The sequence below is a fragment of the Stagnimonas sp. FW305-C-60 genome, from assembly GCF_058782965.1.
In genome coordinates this window covers 563,920-580,511 of record NZ_JBYSYF010000001.1, presented here as the reverse complement: position 1 = coordinate 580,511, position 16,592 = coordinate 563,920, and the positions used below count along the sequence as shown (strand labels likewise).

At 64.6% G+C, this 16,592-nt stretch carries 16 protein-coding genes; 8 read left to right on the top strand and 8 right to left on the bottom strand.

All coding sequences use genetic code 11. From position 1 onward, the window contains the following. The first annotated feature begins 44 nt into the window (after positions 1 to 44). Positions 45 to 1,139, top strand: a complete 1,095-nt coding sequence (locus tag AC3WT6_RS02730) for an efflux RND transporter periplasmic adaptor subunit (protein WP_492652023.1) — start codon at positions 45 to 47, stop codon at positions 1,137 to 1,139. 78 nt (positions 1,140 to 1,217) lie between these two features. Next, a complete protein-coding gene (locus AC3WT6_RS02725) occupies positions 1,218 to 1,952 on the top strand; it encodes an SIMPL domain-containing protein (RefSeq protein ID WP_492652022.1) in 735 nt (244 codons plus the stop codon). A 164-nt stretch (positions 1,953 to 2,116) separates the two neighbouring features. Here the strand turns inward: AC3WT6_RS02725 and AC3WT6_RS02720 are convergent, their stop codons facing one another. After that, on the bottom strand, positions 2,117 to 2,782 hold the full coding sequence (locus tag AC3WT6_RS02720; RefSeq protein ID WP_492652021.1) for a DUF6989 domain-containing protein: 666 nt from the start codon (positions 2,780 to 2,782) through the stop codon (positions 2,117 to 2,119). 169 nt (positions 2,783 to 2,951) lie between these two features. On the opposite strand from AC3WT6_RS02720, the gene purE reads away from it, so the two are divergent. Continuing rightward, a complete protein-coding gene (gene purE, locus AC3WT6_RS02715) occupies positions 2,952 to 3,428 on the top strand; it encodes a 5-(carboxyamino)imidazole ribonucleotide mutase (protein WP_492652020.1) in 477 nt (158 codons plus the stop codon). After that, on the top strand, positions 3,425 to 4,516 hold the full coding sequence (locus tag AC3WT6_RS02710) for a 5-(carboxyamino)imidazole ribonucleotide synthase (protein WP_492652019.1): 1,092 nt from the start codon (positions 3,425 to 3,427) through the stop codon (positions 4,514 to 4,516). Before purE ends, AC3WT6_RS02710 begins: the two co-directional genes overlap by 4 nt. 16 nt (positions 4,517 to 4,532) lie before the next feature. Here the strand turns inward: AC3WT6_RS02710 and AC3WT6_RS02705 are convergent, their stop codons facing one another. From AC3WT6_RS02705 to dnaA, 7 genes are all read right to left on the bottom strand, one after another. After that, on the bottom strand, positions 4,533 to 5,273 hold the full coding sequence (locus AC3WT6_RS02705) for a ParA family protein (protein WP_492652018.1): 741 nt from the start codon (positions 5,271 to 5,273) through the stop codon (positions 4,533 to 4,535). 84 nt (positions 5,274 to 5,357) lie between these two features. Further along, on the bottom strand, positions 5,358 to 5,702 hold the full coding sequence (locus tag AC3WT6_RS02700) for a hypothetical protein (RefSeq protein WP_492652017.1): 345 nt from the start codon (positions 5,700 to 5,702) through the stop codon (positions 5,358 to 5,360). Between the two features lie 98 nt (positions 5,703 to 5,800). Next, positions 5,801 to 7,678: a CocE/NonD family hydrolase gene (locus AC3WT6_RS02695; protein WP_492652016.1), complete on the bottom strand. Its 1,878-nt coding sequence runs from the start codon at positions 7,676 to 7,678 to the stop codon at positions 5,801 to 5,803. Positions 7,679 to 7,769: 91 nt separating this feature from the next. Then, the gene (gyrB, locus tag AC3WT6_RS02690; RefSeq protein ID WP_492652015.1) at positions 7,770 to 10,172 is read right to left on the bottom strand and encodes a DNA topoisomerase (ATP-hydrolyzing) subunit B; all 2,403 of its coding nucleotides are present in this window, start codon (positions 10,170 to 10,172) and stop codon (positions 7,770 to 7,772) included. Between the two features lie 29 nt (positions 10,173 to 10,201). Then, positions 10,202 to 11,302, bottom strand: coding sequence for a DNA replication/repair protein RecF (gene recF, locus AC3WT6_RS02685; protein ID WP_492652014.1), 1,101 nt, complete (start codon positions 11,300 to 11,302; stop codon positions 10,202 to 10,204). 23 nt (positions 11,303 to 11,325) lie between these two features. After that, positions 11,326 to 12,429: a DNA polymerase III subunit beta gene (gene dnaN / locus AC3WT6_RS02680; protein ID WP_492652013.1), complete on the bottom strand. Its 1,104-nt coding sequence runs from the start codon at positions 12,427 to 12,429 to the stop codon at positions 11,326 to 11,328. A gap of 219 nt (positions 12,430 to 12,648) precedes the next feature. Then, positions 12,649 to 13,974 (bottom strand): chromosomal replication initiator protein DnaA, encoded by a 1,326-nt coding sequence (dnaA, locus tag AC3WT6_RS02675; protein ID WP_492652012.1) that lies wholly within the window; start codon positions 13,972 to 13,974, stop codon positions 12,649 to 12,651. A gap of 180 nt (positions 13,975 to 14,154) precedes the next feature. Between dnaA and rpmH the strand changes: the two genes are divergently transcribed. From rpmH to yidC, 4 genes are read left to right on the top strand one after another with little or no spacing between them, the layout of a single operon-like run. Then, a complete protein-coding gene (rpmH, locus tag AC3WT6_RS02670; RefSeq protein WP_492652011.1) occupies positions 14,155 to 14,292 on the top strand; it encodes a 50S ribosomal protein L34 in 138 nt (45 codons plus the stop codon). Positions 14,293 to 14,308: 16 nt separating this feature from the next. Next, positions 14,309 to 14,665: a ribonuclease P protein component gene (gene rnpA / locus AC3WT6_RS02665; protein WP_492652010.1), complete on the top strand. Its 357-nt coding sequence runs from the start codon at positions 14,309 to 14,311 to the stop codon at positions 14,663 to 14,665. After that, entirely contained in the window at positions 14,650 to 14,859 is a 210-nt protein-coding gene (gene yidD / locus AC3WT6_RS02660) for a membrane protein insertion efficiency factor YidD (RefSeq protein ID WP_492652009.1), read from the top strand. The genes rnpA and yidD overlap by 16 nt, the downstream gene beginning before the upstream one ends. A 43-nt stretch (positions 14,860 to 14,902) precedes the next feature. After that, complete coding sequence (yidC, locus tag AC3WT6_RS02655; protein ID WP_492652008.1) at positions 14,903 to 16,582, top strand: membrane protein insertase YidC; 1,680 nt, start codon at positions 14,903 to 14,905, stop codon at positions 16,580 to 16,582. Positions 16,583 to 16,592: the final 10 nt, after the last annotated feature.

Here is a 16,592-nt window from a genome sequence, read left to right as displayed (position 1 = left end):
GGTGGGAGAGGGAAGGTTTCATCCGATTCTTCGAGGCTCAAACCATGAACCGCGTCCTGCTCCTCTCCTTGCTGATTCTGTCCGCCCCGGCCTTTGCCCAGGGCGGCCCCGCGCCTGCCGCAGTGCGGGTATCGCGCGCCGAGCTGCGTGCCATCGCGCCCAGCGTCACCGTCACCGGGGTGGTGCAGTCGCGCGCTGCTGCCGACCTCGCCGCGCCGGTCGCTGGCCGCCTGCTGTGGGTGGCGGAACCGGGCACCGCGGTGAAGGCGGGCGATGTGGTGGCGCGCTTCGACATCGAGGAGCTGCAATTGCAGCGCGCCGAGCAACAGGCGCGGGTCACCCGCGGCGAGGTGGCGGTGAAGGCCGCCGAGCGCGAGGCCGAGCGTCTGCGCGCCGCTGGCACCGCGATCTCGCGGGTGCAGCTCAACCAGGCCGAGGACACCCGCGATCTTGCCAAGGGCGATCTGGAAATCGCCCGCGTGAGCCTGCGCCAGACCCAGGAGCGCCTGAGCCGCGCGGTGCTGCGTGCCCCGGTCGCCGGTGTGGTCAGCGAGCGCATCAAGCGCGCCGGCGAGGAGGCCGCGCGCGGCGAGGTGATCGCGCGTTTCGCCGACACCGGCAATCTGGAACTGCGGCTGTTCCTGCCGCTGCGCCATGTGCGGGCGATCCACAGCGGCACCGAGGTGCGGGTGCTGAGCGCCGCCGGCGTGGCCAGCGCCGGCAAGGTGCGGGCGGTGGTGCCGGTGGGCGATGCGCGCTCGCAGTCCTTCGAGGCCCTGGTGGATGTCGCCAGCCTCAAGCCGCAACCACCAGTGGGCGAGACCCTGCGCGTCGAGCTGCCGCTGGAAGCCTCGCGCAACGCCCTGGTGGTGCCGCGCGACGCGGTGGTGATCCGCGCCGAAGGCAATGCCGTGTTCCGCCTCAAGGACGGCCCGCAACAGACACGTGTCGCCGAGCGTATTCCGGTGCGCCTGGGCGTGGCCGACGGCGCCTATGTGGCGGTGGAGGGCGCGCTGGCGCCGGACGACGAGGTGGTCATCCGCGGCGGTGAAACGCTGTCCGACGGCGCGACGGTTAAGGTGGTCGATCTGCGCAGCGCGGTCGCCAGCCAGACCGGCGCGGCCGGTGACCGCGGTTAGTTCAAACGTTTAAGTCAGGGTTCACACTACTCACCTAGCCTGCGGCACCGATCCTGTCCGTCCTCCCTGGGAGTCCCCATGCGTCCTGTCTTGCTGCTGCCCGCCCTCGCGCTGCTCACCGCCGCCTCTCTCGCCCAGGCCCAGCCGCCAGCGCCGGCGGCGCGGGTGGTTACCGTCAGCGGCCAGGGCGAGGCCAGCGGCCTGCCCGACCGGGCGCGGCTGTCGATGGCGGTGGAGGCGCGCAATCTCGACCTGCGCCTCGCCGAGGCCGAGGTCAACAAGGTGGTGCGTGCCTATCTGGCCGAGCTCAAGACCCTGGGCTTCAAGGACGAGGACATCAACACCGCCGGCTACTCGGTGAACCCGGAATACGACTGGGTCGATAACCAGCAGCGCTTCCGCGGCTATCTGGCGCGGCGCCAGATCGAGGTGACGGTGCGCAAGCTCGACCAGCTTGGCGACGCCCTGCTGCGCGCCACCAAGGTGGGGGTCAACCAAGTCAACCCGCCGGTGCTGGAGTCCTCGAAGCTCAAGGAGATCGAGCGCAGCGCCCTGGCGCGCGCCGCCGCCGACGCCCAGGCGCAGGCGCAGGTGCTGGCCGAGACCCTGGGACTGAAGCTGGGCGCCGCCCGCAATGTCGTCGCCGGTGGCAGCCAGCCGCTGCCGCCGCCAGTGCCGATGGTGAAAGCCATGGCGATGCGCGCCGATGCCGCGCCGGAGATGTCCGGCAACGAGCAGATGGGCTTCGCCGGCGGCCAGATCCGCGCCAACGCCAGCGTCACGGTCGAGTTCGACTTGCTCGGGTCGAACTAGCGCCGGGTTGTTTCGGCGCGCTGCGGGCATTCCCGCCTGGGCGGGAATCCCGATCTGACTGAGGACTGCACCCCGCACACCGCGGGGTATTCCAGAAAGTCGAGAGGCCGCGGAGGGGCGCTGCTACGCGGCGCGCGCTCGGATCAAACGGAGGTTGGGCGGCCTTACTTGATCCAGAGCAGGAACAGCGACAACGCGCCGGCATAGAACACCGTCACCGCCAGCGCGCCGGCGATCTTCTGCCAGCGCGGCGCCTCGGCGGTGACCCGCCACATCCATAGCGCGGCGACCGCCAGCAGGGCTTCCGGGACCAGCAGGTAGAGCGCGACACCGCCGACGGTGAGCACGTTCTGGGGATGCCAGAGGCCCAGACCGGGCGCGGCCCATTCCGCCAGCAGGAACAGCAGCAGCCCGGTGACACCAGCGAACAAATAGGACCAGCCGCGCTGTACCGCCGCCGCGTAGAGCGTGATCGGCCAGAGCAGCATGATCCACATGCCGGCGAAGTAGACCGGCACCACGTTGGCGAGCTTGGGCACGCCGTAGTTGGGGAACACCAGGGTGCCCAGGCGCTTGACCAGCAGCCAGTCGGCGGCCGGCAGGGTCAGCGACAGCGGCAGCAGGAAGGTCCACAGCACATACCACTGCGGGTGCCGGCGCCAGCGCGCCGCCAGCGGCAGCGCCAGGTTGTAGAGCGCCGCCAGCCAGATCAGCGCGCGGCCCAGATCGTGGCCCTCAAGGCTCAAGGTCAGCGGTAGGGCGAGGGCGAAGAACGCCAGGTGGAACAGGGCGGCGTCCCGTAGGGAAGCCTGGTTGGGGCTGTCGATCATTTTCTTATTGTCCTTCCTAGACTCGGCAGCCGCCACGCCGTCGAACGGCAAAACATGCAGCCTGCCGCGCAGGATGGCAGAATTGGGCACTTTCCCGCCAAACAACGGAAACCTCGTGCCGGAAAGTCCGCGCCACAGCGCCTCCGCTAAACCCCTCGTCGGTGTGATCATGGGCTCCCGCTCGGACTGGGAGACCATGCAGCACGCCGTGCAGACGCTGGTCGATCTCGGCATACCGCACGAGGCTCGCGTAGTCTCCGCGCACCGCACCCCCGATCTCCTGTTCGACTACGCCGAAGCAGCCGTCGGCCGTGGGCTGAAGGTGATCATCGCCGGCGCTGGCGGCGCCGCCCACCTGCCAGGCATGTGCGCCGCCAAGACCCGGCTGCCGGTGCTGGGCGTGCCGGTGCAAAGCAAGGCGCTCAACGGCCAGGACTCGCTGCTCTCCATCGTGCAGATGCCAGCCGGCATCCCGGTCGGCACCCTGGCCATCGGCCGCGCCGGCGCCACCAATGCCGCGCTACTGGCCGCCGCCATCCTCGCCAACGAGGACGCCGCCCTGGCCGAGCGCCTGGACGCCTACCGCGCCGCCCAGACCCGCAAGGTGCTGGAAGACGCCCCGCTGGAACTGCCTCCCGCCCCATGAAAATCGGCATTCTGGGCGCCGGCCAGCTGGGCCGGATGCTGGCGCTGGCGGGCTATCCGCTCAACCTCGACTTCGTCTTTCTTGACCCGGCCACCGAGGCCTGTGCGGCGCCGCTGGGCACGCACATCCATGCCGGCTTCGACGATGAGCGCGCGTTGACCGAGTTCTGTGTGAGCGTCGACGTCGCCACCTTCGAGTTCGAGAACGTCCGCGCCGAGAGCGCCGAGTTCGTCGCCAATCGCATTCCCCTGCATCCCGCGCCGGCCGCTCTCACCGCCGGCCAGGACCGCCTGCACGAGAAGCAGCTGTTCCAGCACCTGGGCATCCCGGTGCCGGCGCACGCGGCGATCAGCTCGCTGGAAGGCTTGCGACTGGCAGTGCGCCAGCTTGGCCTGCCGGCGGTGCTCAAGACCCGGCGCATGGGCTACGACGGCAAGGGCCAGGCGGTGCTGCGCAGCGAGACCGAGCTGGAAGCCGCCTGGGAGCGCCTGGGCTCGCAGCCACTGATCCTCGAGCAGTTCATCCCCTTCGAACGGGAAGTCAGCTGTCTGGCGGTGCGTGCCCAGGACGGCCAGATGCGCTTCTACCCGCTGGTGGCGAATGTCCATCGCGACGGCATTCTGCGCACCGCGATCCCGACTCTGGCCGATCCCCTGCAGCGCGAGGGCGAGGACTATGCCCGTAGGGTCGCCGAGCACCTCAATTACGTCGGCGTGCTGGCCTTCGAGTTCTTCGTCGCCGGCGGCCATCTGCTGGCCAACGAGATCGCGCCGCGCGTGCACAACTCCGGGCATTGGAGCATCGAGGGCGCGGAGTGCTCGCAGTTCGAGAATCATCTGCGCGCGGTCGCTGGTCTACCCTTGGGCGGCACCGGCCTGCGCGGTGTATCGGCGATGGTGAACCTGATCGGCGATGCGCCGCCGCTGGCCGAGCTGGTCGCACTGCCCGGCGTGCATGTACACCTCTACGGCAAGACGCCCAAGCCGCAGCGCAAGATCGGCCACATCACCGTCACCGCCAATCACCACGACGAGCTGCTGGCCCTGCTGGCGCCGGTGCAGGCGCTGGTGGAGCGCTATGCCGGCTGAGGCTGGAGCTGGGCGTTCAGGGCTTGAGGTCGGCTTTCAGTTCCTTCCACAGCAGCCGGTAGGCCTCGGCGGCCGGGTGGCTGCTGGCGTAGTCCTCGATCGGCGCGCGGTGCTCGCCCATCTTCTCCACGCCGGAGGCGTAGGGGATCACCGCCTTGTAGGGCCTGGGTATAGCTTTGGGTGGCTGCTCGATCAGCGCCCGGTGCAGGCTGCGTCGGCGGTCGGCCAGCGACCAGAATCCGCGCAGCTTGGCCTTGGGGAAATCGTTTCCGGCGTAGTAGTCGAGCAGCTGCTTGAGTGCGCGCAGCGAGAGATGCGTGGGCACAGTCGGCACCAGCACGCGGTCGGCGGCAGTGAAGATGTTGTCGGCCAGATGCGAGAGGCTGGGCGGACAGTCGAGCACGCACAGCGAGAAACTTTCCGAGAGCGGTTCGAGCAGCGTCGCCAGAGTGTCGCGGCCATCCTTGCGCAGCCAGGTGTCGAGATGACGGCTGGCAAGATCGGCGGGAATCAGCGACAGGTTCGGCCAAGCGGTTTCCTGAACCCACTGGCCGATGGGCGCGCCGCCGGTCCACAGCGACTTCGGCTTGGCGGCCTCGGGGGGCTCGGCACGTAGCGTCCAACTGGCCGCGCCCTGGGGATCGAGATCCCAGAGCAGGGTCGGCAGGCCGGAACTGGCGGCCAGGGTGGCGAGATTCACCGCGGCGGCGGTCTTACCGACACCGCCCTTGAGGTGGTAGAGCGCGACTGTCTTCATGGACCGCTCCCTGCGGGCTCCAGCGCATTATGTCGCCAGCGACCAGCGGGCGTCGCCCATCCCCGCGGAACTCGCGCGGTAGCGCTAGCAAGTCTGGGTTCGTGGCCGGGCCGCCGGCGCCGGCAGCGTGCACTGGCGCTGCGGTAGCGGCCGGACCTGGGCTGCTAACTGTGAGGCGCGGAGCAGCGCCAGCTGCCGGGCTTCCCAGGCCTTGGCGCCATAGTTCGCGCGCGGGGTGACCACCAGGCCTTCCAGCTCGATCACCGCGACTGGCGCTGCAGTGCTGCTGGCGGCGGCCAGCGGCTGATTGCCGCCAAAGGCCAGCAGGGTGCAGGCCAGCATCGCGGCGGCGACCACGCTGTTGTTGATGGTTTCCAGCATCCGAGTGCTGGCCGTCTGGCCATGTTTGGGCCGTAAATTCCGTTTCATCGGCGTCTCTCCTCCTTAAAGAACTGCGGCCCATAGATGCGCCGCAGCCAGCAGAGGTTGGAAACGCCCGATCTTGCTGCGCCTACGCCGCCGCCTGCTTAGGGCGCGGTGATGGCGCTCACCGGCACCGCCGGCAGCAGCAGGCTCGATGGGTGCGCGGCATCGCTGTAGAAAGTGATCAGCCCCAGTGCCTGATCGACCAGATCGGTCACCGGCGGCAAGCCATGCGGAAAGTCGCTGCCACTGACGGTGACGCGCAGGCGGTTGCCCTTCTTGATCACCACGCTGGTGGGGAACACCTCGATCGGCAGCAGCGTCGGCTCGCCGGCCACCAGCGGCTGGCGCGAGGCCTCGGTGTAGGCATGCCAGGGCTGAATCATCTGCCCAGCCAGCTTGCGCGAGCGGGCTTCATCGGTGGCGCGGAAGGAAGCGGTGAGGATGCCGTTGCTGCGCTCGTGAGAAACGCCGTCCGCGGTCACCTCGGTGACCCGCACCAGCACGCCGGCGTCGGTGCCGGTGGACGACACCCAGAGGTCGGCCTGGATCGGGCCATTGAAGTAATAGTCCTCGGCCATCGGCTCGCTGGTGTAGCTCAGCTCCAGCAGGGCCTCGTTCAAGCGGTTGTCGCTGAAGCAGGGCAGTTGCGTCGCGCCGAGCAGGCCGGCAGTCCACTGCGAGGTACTGGTGGAGCAGAGGCCGTTGACCGGCTGCTGCAGAGCTACGCGGCTGGCCTCATCAGCCGCCGGCCCGGTCTTGCTGAGGCTCTGGTCCCCGCGCAGATACCAGCGCTCGGGGCGAGCCTGCGGATGCGGCCAGTCGGCGGCGGTGCTGTAGCGCTCCTCGCCCCAGAGATACTGGGTGACGTTGGGCACGCTCTCGGCCTGGTTGCCCATGCCCTTCAGGTAGCGGTCGAACCACATCAGGGCAATGGAGTCGAGATCGGGTACGTTGTCGCGCGGCAGGCCCTCGCCCATTGACCCACCCACATGCTGCCAGGGACCAATCAGCAGCTTGCTGGTGGTGTGGCCCTTGAGCGCCTCGTACAGCAGGGGCTCGCCACGCTGGAAGATATCGTTGAGACCGCCGACAACGAAGGTCGGCACCCGGATACGGTCGGTGTACTCCAGCGGCGAACGGATGCGCCAGAAATCGCTGTCATAGTTCTGCCCACCCGAACCGACCGCCGCCTGGGCGATGACCGGCACCTGGAACTGGGTCAGGGCGCCCAGCAGATGCTCGGCCAGCACCAGGGGCAACTGCGGGTCCGGCTCCACCGGCAACAGGCCGAGCCCCGTGACCAGTCCCATCCAGAGCGGGATGAAGCCGATGTTGACCTGGCCGCCGCTGAACACGATGTCGCGGTAGGCGTCGCCCATCGGCACGATGGCGAACACCGCCTTGTGCGCCGGGTGCTGATGCGCGGCAGTGAACAACTGGGTGATGGCCATGAACGAGGCGCCCCAGGTGCCGACCTGGCCGTTGCTCCAACTCTGCTTGGCGGCCCAGTCGATCACCTCCAGGTAGTCGCCCTGTTCGTTCTCGCCGAAGGCCTCCCAGGTTCCGCCGGACATGCCAGTGCCGCGCACATCGACACTGAGATGCGCGTAGCCGTGACGGACCAGGAAGGCATTGCTGGCCGGGATCGCCGGAACGCTCTTGTTGTAGCCGGTCTGGGTCAGGATTACCGGGAACGGCCCGGGCAGCGCCTTGCCGTCCGCATCGGCCGGCAGCGCCACCGAAGCCGAGAGCTGCACACCGTCACGCAGCGTGATCTTCAGCCCGCTCTGGGCCACCGTGCCCGGCGCTTCTTCGGCGCGCTGGTAGCTGAACCAGGCCTGCTTGGCACCGGTTCCGGTTTCATCGCCGATTCCACTGCTGTGGTCGCTGCTATCGCCGGTGCCGCAAGCGGCCAGCAGGCTGAGCGTGGTCGCGAGCGCGACAGACAGGGCGGTGCTAGCCGCCTGGGCCAGTTTCATGGGTTTCTCCTCAGTTCGATCCGGCCCCTGGGGGGCTCTTGTGTCGCAGGGCTACCGGGATCGCGCAGAACGCGACCCCGGTAGCCCGATTCTAGACGTCGAGATTGCCGACCAGCAGCGCGTGCTTCTCGATGAACTCGCGGCGCGGTTCCACGTCTTCGCCCATCAGGGTGGTGAAGATCAGGTCGGCGGCCACCGCGTCTTCGATACTGACCTGCACCAGGCGGCGATTGGCCGGGTCCAGGGTGGTCTCGTGCAGCTGCTCGGGATTCATCTCGCCCAGGCCCTTGTAGCGCTGGATATGCAGGCCGCGGCGAGCCTCGCTCATCAGCCAATCGTCGGCTTCCGGGAAGCTTTCGACCGCCTTCTGGCGGTTGCCACGCCGTACCACCGCGCCCGGCTTGATCAGCTCACGCAGGGCCTCGTTGAACGCGACGATCTGGCGGTATTCACCGCCGGTGAAGAAATCCTCGCCGAAGAAGGTGCTGTGCTCGGCGCCGTGCTGGTTGCGCAGCACGGTAAGTTGCGGATGGCCGTTGACCATCCGGGCCTGTACCGAATAAGCGCCGTTCAGCACGCCGACGCTGTTGAGATCGGTGTAGAAGCGCTCCGCCCAAGCGGCCATCCCGGTTTCGTCTGTGGGTAGCGGTGCGTGCACACGCAGGCGGCCCAGCACAAAGGCATCGTAGCGGCGGCCCAGGCGGGCCAGGGCGTCACCGATAGCGGCGCGTTCTTCCATCAAGCGCTTCAGGCGCTCGGCCGGCAGGGCCGGCTGGCCCTCGCCCGGAATCAGCTCGGCCTCGTCCAGCGCCTGCCCCATCAGCCAGCGGGTCAGCGCGTGATCGTCCTTTACGTAACTCTCTGATTTTCCTGACTTTACTTTATACAACGGCGGCTGGGCGATGTAGATGTGCCCACGTTCCAGGATCGGCAGCATGTGCCGGTAGAAAAAGGTCAGGATCAGAGTGCGGATATGGGCGCCGTCGACGTCGGCGTCGGTCATGATGATGATGCGGTGGTAGCGCAGGTTCTCCGGCTTGAGCTCGTCGCGACCAATGCCACAGCCCAGGGCGGTGATCAGGGTGCCGACCTCGGCCGAGCTGAGCATCTTCTCCAGACGTGCACGTTCCACATTCAGGATCTTGCCCTTGAGCGGCAGGATGGCCTGGAAGGCACGGTCACGACCCTGCTTGGCGGAGCCGCCGGCAGAGTCACCCTCGACCAGGAACAGTTCCGATTTCGCAGGATCCTTTTCCTGGCAGTCGGCCAGCTTGCCAGGCAGACCAGCGATATCGAGCACACCCTTGCGGCGGGTCATGTCGCGCGCCTTGCGGGCGGCTTCGCGGGCGCGGGCGGCCTCGATCATCTTGCCGGCGATGCCGCGTGATTCCTTGGGGTTTTCCAGCAGGAAGTTGCCAAAGTTCTCGTTCATGGCGGCGGTGACCGCCGGCAACACTTCCTCGGTGACCAGCTTGTCCTTGGTCTGGCTGGAGAAGCGCGGTTCCGGCACCTTCACCGAGATGATCGCGGTCAGGCCTTCACGCGAATCCTCGCCGGAGAAGTCGACCTTTTCTTTCTTGGCCAGGCCTTCCTTGTCGATGTAGTTGTTTAGGCAGCGGGTCAACGCGGCGCGGAAGCCGGATAGATGGGTGCCGCCGTCGCGCTGCGGAATGTTGTTGGTAAAACACAACACGCGCTCTTCGTAGCTGTCGTTCCATTGCAGAGCGACTTCCACGGAAACGCGGTCCTGCTGGCTGACAAAGTGCACGATCGTCGGGTGGACGAGCGTCTTTCCCTTGTTGAGAAAGTCGACAAAGGCCTGAATGCCGCCCTTGAACTCGAACACATCCTCGCGCGCAGTGAGCTCTTCGCGCAGGTGGATGCGCACGCCTGAGTTGAGGAAGGACAGCTCGCGCAGACGGCGGGCCAGAATGTCGTAATGAAACTCGGTGAGCTTGAAGATGCTGGCATCCGGCCAGAAGCGCACTTCGGTGCCTCGGCGCTCGCTGGGACCCAGAGTCTTCATCGGGGTCATCGGCTTACCGAACTGATATTCCTGCTGATACGCCTGACCATCGCGCCAGACACTGAGCACCAGGCGGCTGGATAGCGCATTGACTGCTGACACGCCAACGCCGTGCAAACCGCCAGATACCTTGTAGGAATTCTGGTTGAACTTACCGCCGGCATGCAGCACGGTCATGATGACTTCGGCGGCGGAGACGTTGAACTTGGGATGCAGGTCCACCGGCATGCCACGACCGTTATCCGTGACGGTCACGCTGCCGTCGGAATGTATGACCACGTCAATCTGCGAGCAGTAGCCAGCAAGTGCCTCGTCTACCGAATTGTCGACCACCTCGAACACGAGATGGTGCAAGCCAGAACCGTCATCGGTATTGCCGATGTACATGCCGGGCCGCTTGCGAACAGCTTCCAAGCCCTCCAGAGCCTGAATACTGGAGGCGTCGTACTTGTTTTCTTGATCAGACATCTTGGTTTCCGGCTTACTTGGAGCGTCGCTTAGGCAGGATCCACGACACTCAAATTTCCATGTTCCACGTGGAACACGCGGTAATCTGTGCTGGCATTCCCCGCAGGCATCAAGCCAACACGCCATTCTAGCGACGTCACCATGCTTTGTCCGGGATACTCTGTCAGCGTTGCCAACAACCGACGTTGCCAATCCAGAGACAGCTCGGCTTCCAGGTCGTCCAGCAAGATCACCGGCGCACTTCTGCGCACTCTGGCAACCAAACTGGCCTGCGCCAGGATCATCGCAACGGCCAACAATTTCTGCTGGCCGCGACTGACAAAGCTGCGGGCGTCGTGCCCCTCAAAACGTAGCCGCAACTCGGCCCGGTGCGGTCCGGCATGGGTAAAACCCATTTTGCGATCGCCTGCGAGTCCCTGGTTCAGAGCCGACTGCAAATCGAGGCTTTCATCCCAGCCAGCTGCCAACTGCAGGCTGACGCGGTCGGTATCCAGCAACTGACGCAGCCAGATCTTTACCTCCACCTCCAGCACCGACAGATGATTGTGCCGCAGACGGTGCAGCGCCTCGCCTGCCATAACCAGTTCTGGGTCCCAGGCCGCAATCTGCGCGGGAGCCAGCCTTTGGCGCAACGCCTGATTACGTTGCCGCAAGGCGCGTTCATAACGGCGCCAGAGTGAAAAAAAGGAATGTTCCACGTAGAACAAACCCCAATCGAGATAACGGCGCCGATACACCGGCCCTTCTTCGAAAACCCGATGCAACTGCCTATCCACTAGGGCAACCGGTGCGGCTTCAGCCAAGTCCTTGCGACTGCTGACTTCCGTAAAGCGCCTAACCTGCACTTCACCACGTTGCACAGACACCGACCATGGGGTTGGAGGCGAAGCTGTCGCACTGTCTTCAGCAAGTGCCACCTGTACCCGCGCCTGCGTCTGGCCTTCCCTTATCAGTTCTTCCAACCGTCGCGCCCGAAAACTGCTGGCGCGGGTCGCTAGGTAAACCGCTTCGAGAATGGTGGTTTTGCCTGCAGCGTTGGCGCCATGCAGGACGTTGACCCTAGGGTGAGGGTCCAGGCGAAACCGTTCGAAACGTCGCAGCGATTCCGCTGCGACCCTGGTAATGCGCATCGAACGAGAAGCGAGCGGCCCGTCTAGAGCCGCATCGGCATGACCACGTACTTGCTCTGGGTGTCGCCAGCTTCAAACAGCAGGCCGCTGGCATCCGGACCACGCAGCTCCAGCACGAAGTTCTCGGTCTTCATGGCGTCGAGCGCATCGAGCAGATAGGTAACGTTGAAGCCGATCTCCATCGGTTCGCCATCCAGCTCCACCTCGACCTCTTCCTCGGCTTCCTCACGCTCCGGATTCTGAGTCTGGATGCGCAGCAGATCAGGCTCCAGCTGCAACCGGACGCCACGGAATTTTTCGTTGGAAAGAATGGCAGCACGGGACAGGGCAGCACGAACCTTTTCACGATTGCCCAGCACCCGGCGATCCTGCGAGTCAGGAATCACCCGCTCGTAGTCGGGGAAGCGACCGTCGATGAGCTTGGAGGTGATCCGCAGGTTCAGCAGCTGCACCTGAATCTGGCCACCACCGATGCTCAACGTCACCTCTGCATCACCACCATCGAGCAAGCGGGCCAATTCCAGCACCGCCTTGCGCGGCAGGATGATCTGCAGGTCATCCTTGACGCCGGTTTCCAGCTTGAGTTCGGACATCGCCAGACGGTGTCCATCGGTCGCGACCGCGCGCACCCAGTTGGGCCCGATGTGCAAGAGCATGCCGTTGAGGTAGTAGCGGACATCCTGCTGAGCCATGGCAAACGACACTCGCTCGATCAGGCTGCGTAGATCCTTGTGCTTCAGCGTCACCTGGGTATCGGCCTGGATGCCTGCCAAAGAAGGAAACTCCTCTGCCCCCAAAGTCGCCAATGTGAATCGGCTCTTACCGGAGCGGACCAGCATGCGGCCTTCTTCGGCAACCTCAAAGCTGACTTCGGCACCTTCTGACAGGCCACGCAGGATGTCGTAGAGCTTCCGTGCAGGAGCGGTCACCTTGCCTGGTTTGAGGTTTTGTACCGGTGTGCTGACTTCCATCTCGATTTCGAGGTCGGTGGCGCGCACCACCAGTTCAGCATCGCGTGCTTCCAGAAAGACGTTGCTGAGGATGGGCAAGGTCTGACGCCGTTCCACCACACCGACGACAGTCTGAAGTGCTCCCAGGAGTTCGTTGCGGACGTGACGAATATGCATAAACAGGAATCCTCAACAGTAATAATATTAATGCGCCACTTAATCTGGGGATAAGTTTAAAAACTGCTTTTAAACCAACACCTTACATCGAAAATTTTGCCCTCTTCCAGCCCTAGCTGTCGCGTCGATTGACGCTGCACTACCGGTGGATAAGAAAGTCAGTTGGTATTTCCACAAGCTTATCCACAAGTTCCTGGCCTTACATCCCCAGGCTTGCCATCAGGTTGTTAGCTTTCTCAACAGGTTGCTGTAGTCCTCCCGCACGCGCGGATCAGACTCCCGTAATTCCGCCACTTTTCGGTGTGCATGCAACACCGTGGTGTGGTCTTTACCGAAGGCGTCGCCGATCTCGGTGAAGCTGTGTTGGGTCAACTCTTTTGCCAGTGCCATCGCGATCTGTCGCGGTCTGGCCAAAGACCGTGTGCGCCTGACCGAGGTCAGATCAGTGAGGCGGATGTTGAAATAGCCAGCAACCTCTTTCTTGATGTTGTCCAGCGTTACCGCGCGATCGTAGACCGCAAACATGTCGCGCAGGCTTTCCATCGCAAATTCGACCGTCACCGGACTGCCGGTCAGTCGCGCCGTTGCGGCTAGGCGATTGAGTGCGCCTTCGAGTTCACGCACATTGGAACGCACTCTGCGGGCAATCAGCAGAGCTACGTCTTCCTTGAGCTTGAGATTCTGCTGATCGGCCTTGCTGATCAGGATCGCCGCTCGGGTCTCCAGGTCCGGCTGCTCCACCGGCACTGACAAGCCCCAAGCAAACCGGGTCTTCAACCGCTCATCCAGGCCATCCAATTCCTTTGGATAGCGATCACAGGTAAGGACGATCTGCTTGCGACCTTCAATCAGGGCATTGAAGGTGTGGAAAAACTCTTCCTGCGTACGTTCCTTGCCGGCAATGAAATGAATGTCGTCAATCAGTAAGGCGTCTGCCGTGCGGTAGTGGTTCTTGAACTCTTCCGCCCGACCCAGGCGAATCGCCGAGGTGAACTGGTTTAACCATTGCTCGGCGCCGATATAGACCACGCGTGCACGCGGGTTGCGCGCCAGGATGGCGTGACCGACACCGTGCATCAGGTGGGTCTTTCCGAGGCCAGACTCGCCGTAGATCAGCAAGGGGTTGTACTGCCCGCCCGGTGCGCTGGCCACATATTCGGCAGCGGCCCGCGCCTGGGAGTTGGACTTGCCTTCGATGAAGGCATCCAGGGTGTAGCGCGGGTCGAGCCGGCCGGTAGCAAAATTCGATATCGGCAGTGGGTCTTCGATTTTCTCTGCCGCCGCCCGGGGCGCGATGGCACTGGGCGCGCCGACCGTGACATTGATGGTCAGGTCGTAAGGCAGCAACTCGCTGAGGGTCTTGCGGATGGGAGCCAGAAAATCGCGACGAACCCGTTCCACCACCACCCGGTTGGGCGCCAGCAAGGTGAGCTGGTCGGCCGACAGCACGGCATGCAACGGGCGCAGAAACGCGTTGACATCCGTTTCCGAAAGCTGTGCTTCCAGTCGGCGTACACAGTTCAGCCAGAGGGTATCGCCCGACATCGGAAGCGCCAGATACTTTCAAAGAGCGGCCAAGTCTATCCCCCAGAGCACGGGGTCTCAATGAATTCCGTTGCCGCGGCCTGCCATGGGCTAATTCAGCTAGTCCGACTAAAACTTGCCCAAAACCGCCCCCTTGCTTAGACTCTGCGGCCTTTTTGCTGACCTCACTCGAGACATCCCATGTCGAAGCGCACCTATCAACCGCACACCGTGCGCCGCAAGCGCACCCACGGCTTCCGTGCCCGCATGGCTACCGTCGGTGGCCGTTTGGTGCTGTCGCGTCGCCGTGCCAAGGGCCGCAAGCGCCTCATCCCGTAAGCCTCGGGAGACGCCGGTGAACCGCGCGCGCTTCCAGAAGCGCGTCCGGTTGCTGACGCCGGCGCAGTTCGACCGCGCTTTCAAGCAGGGACGCCGTCTGCACCAAGGGCCGATGAGCGTGGTCGTTGCCAGCAATACCCTGGGCCAGGCGCGACTTGGGTTTGCGCTGGCCAAGAAGCATGCAAAGCGCGCGGTGCAGCGCAATCGCTTGAAGCGTTTGCTGCGCGAGAAATTCCGGCACCACCAGCAGAATCTGCAGGCCGTGGATCTGGTGGTGTTCCTGCGTGCCACTCTGCCCGATCAGCCGAACGCCGAGGTAGATGCCGTGGATCGCCTCTGGACCAAGCTCAGCAGCGCATGCGTCAAGTCCTGATCCTGCCGATCCGTGGTTACCAGCGGCTGATCAGTCCGCTGCTGCCGCCGCGTTGCCGCTTTGTCCCCAGCTGCTCAAGTTATGCGATTGAAGCATTGGAGCGGCATGGTGCCGCCCAGGGCAGTTGGCTGGCGGTCAAGCGCATCTGCCGCTGTCATCCGCTGAACCCTGGCGGCTACGATCCGGTCCCCTAAGTCGCAAGCCCGATAGAACTCGTTGCAAGGACAAGCCCCAGTTATGGAAAGCCGCCGTTTTTTCCTGATCGCCATCTTTGGCGTGCTGCTGTTCTTCACCTACCAGGCTTGGCAAAAGGATCACGCCGCAGTGCCGAAGGCAGCAGCGGCGGCAGTAGCGCCCAAGCTGCAGGAAGATCCGGTGCAGGCGGCCAGTGCTCCGGCCGCGGTGCCCGCCGCGAGCCCGGCGGCCGTCGCCGAGCCCGGAGTCGCGCCGGCCGCCGGCCGTATCAAGGTCGCTACCGACAAGCTGATCGTCGAGATCTCGCTCGCTGGCGGTGACCTGCGCCGCGTCGAACTGGTCGGCTATCCGGTGTCGAAGGCCCAGCCGGAAATCAACCTCGCGCTAATCAGCGAAGAAGACCCGCATTTCTTCATTCTGCAGAGTGGCCTCGCCGCCGCCGACAAGCCACTAGTCAGTGCCAGCACCGTGTTCAGCAGCGCCGCCGAGAGCTACAGCCTGGCGCCGGGTGCCGACAGCCTCGACGTGCCGTTGGAGACGGTCGGCGCCGATGGCGTGAAAGTGCGCAAGGTCTATCGCTTCCACCGCGGCAGCTACCAGCTGGAACTGCTGCAAACCCTCAGCAATGGCAGCGCCGCGCCGGTGCAGGCCTCGCCCTACGCACGCATGCAGCGCACGCCCACCGCCGCCGGGCCGGAAGCCCCCTTCGTGCACACCTTCCTCGGCATCGGCTTCTACGAGCAGAAGGAAGACGGTGGCTATCGCTTCAAGAAGATCGACTTCAAGAAGATCGGCAAGGAACCTTTCGAGGTGACGCAGACCGGCGGCTGGCTGGCGATGCTGCAGCACTACTTCATTGCCACCATCATCCCGCCCGCTGGCGAGAAGGCCACCTATTCCGGCAAGCCGAGCACGGTGAAGGGCTTCCTCGGCCAGTACTACGGTCCCATGCAGACCGTCGCCCCCGGCGCCGAGCAAACCTTCCAGACCGGCCTCTACATCGGCCCCAAGCTGCAGGGCAAGCTCGACGAGGTGGCCCCTGGCCTGGAGCTGACCGAGGACTACGGCATCCTCACCCCGATCGCCAAACCCTTGTTCTGGCTGTTGCAGAAATTCCACGCCCTGTTCGGCAACTGGGGCATCGCCATCATCCTGCTGACCCTCGCGGTCAAGGGCGTGATGTACAAGCTGTCGGAAGCGCAGTTCCGTTCGATGGCGAAGATGAAGAAATTCGCCCCGCGCATCACCGAGCTGCGCGAGCGCTATGCCGGCGATCGCGAGCGCCTGAACAAGGCGATGATGGAGCTCTACACCAAGGAGGGCTTCAACCCGCTGGCCGGCTGCTGGCCGATCCTGGTGCAGTTCCCGGTGTTCATCGCGCTGTATTGGGTGCTGCTGGAATCGGTGGAACTGCGTCAGGCCACGCTCGGACTCTGGCTCAACGATCTTTCGGCGCCCGACCCCTACTACGTGCTGCCGGTGTTGTTCGGTGTCTCCATGTGGCTACAGCAGAAGCTCGGCGGCCAGTCGGCGACCATGGACCCGATGCAGCAGCGCATGATGCAGTTCATGCCGATCGCGCTGGCGGCGTTCTTCACCTTCTTCCCCGCTGGCCTGGTGCTGTACTGGTTTGTCAGCAACGTCATCAGCATCGCCCAGCAGTGGTACATCACCCGCAAGCTCGACCACGAAATGGCCGCCAAGGCGGCGACCCACAAGTAGGCACGGCGGC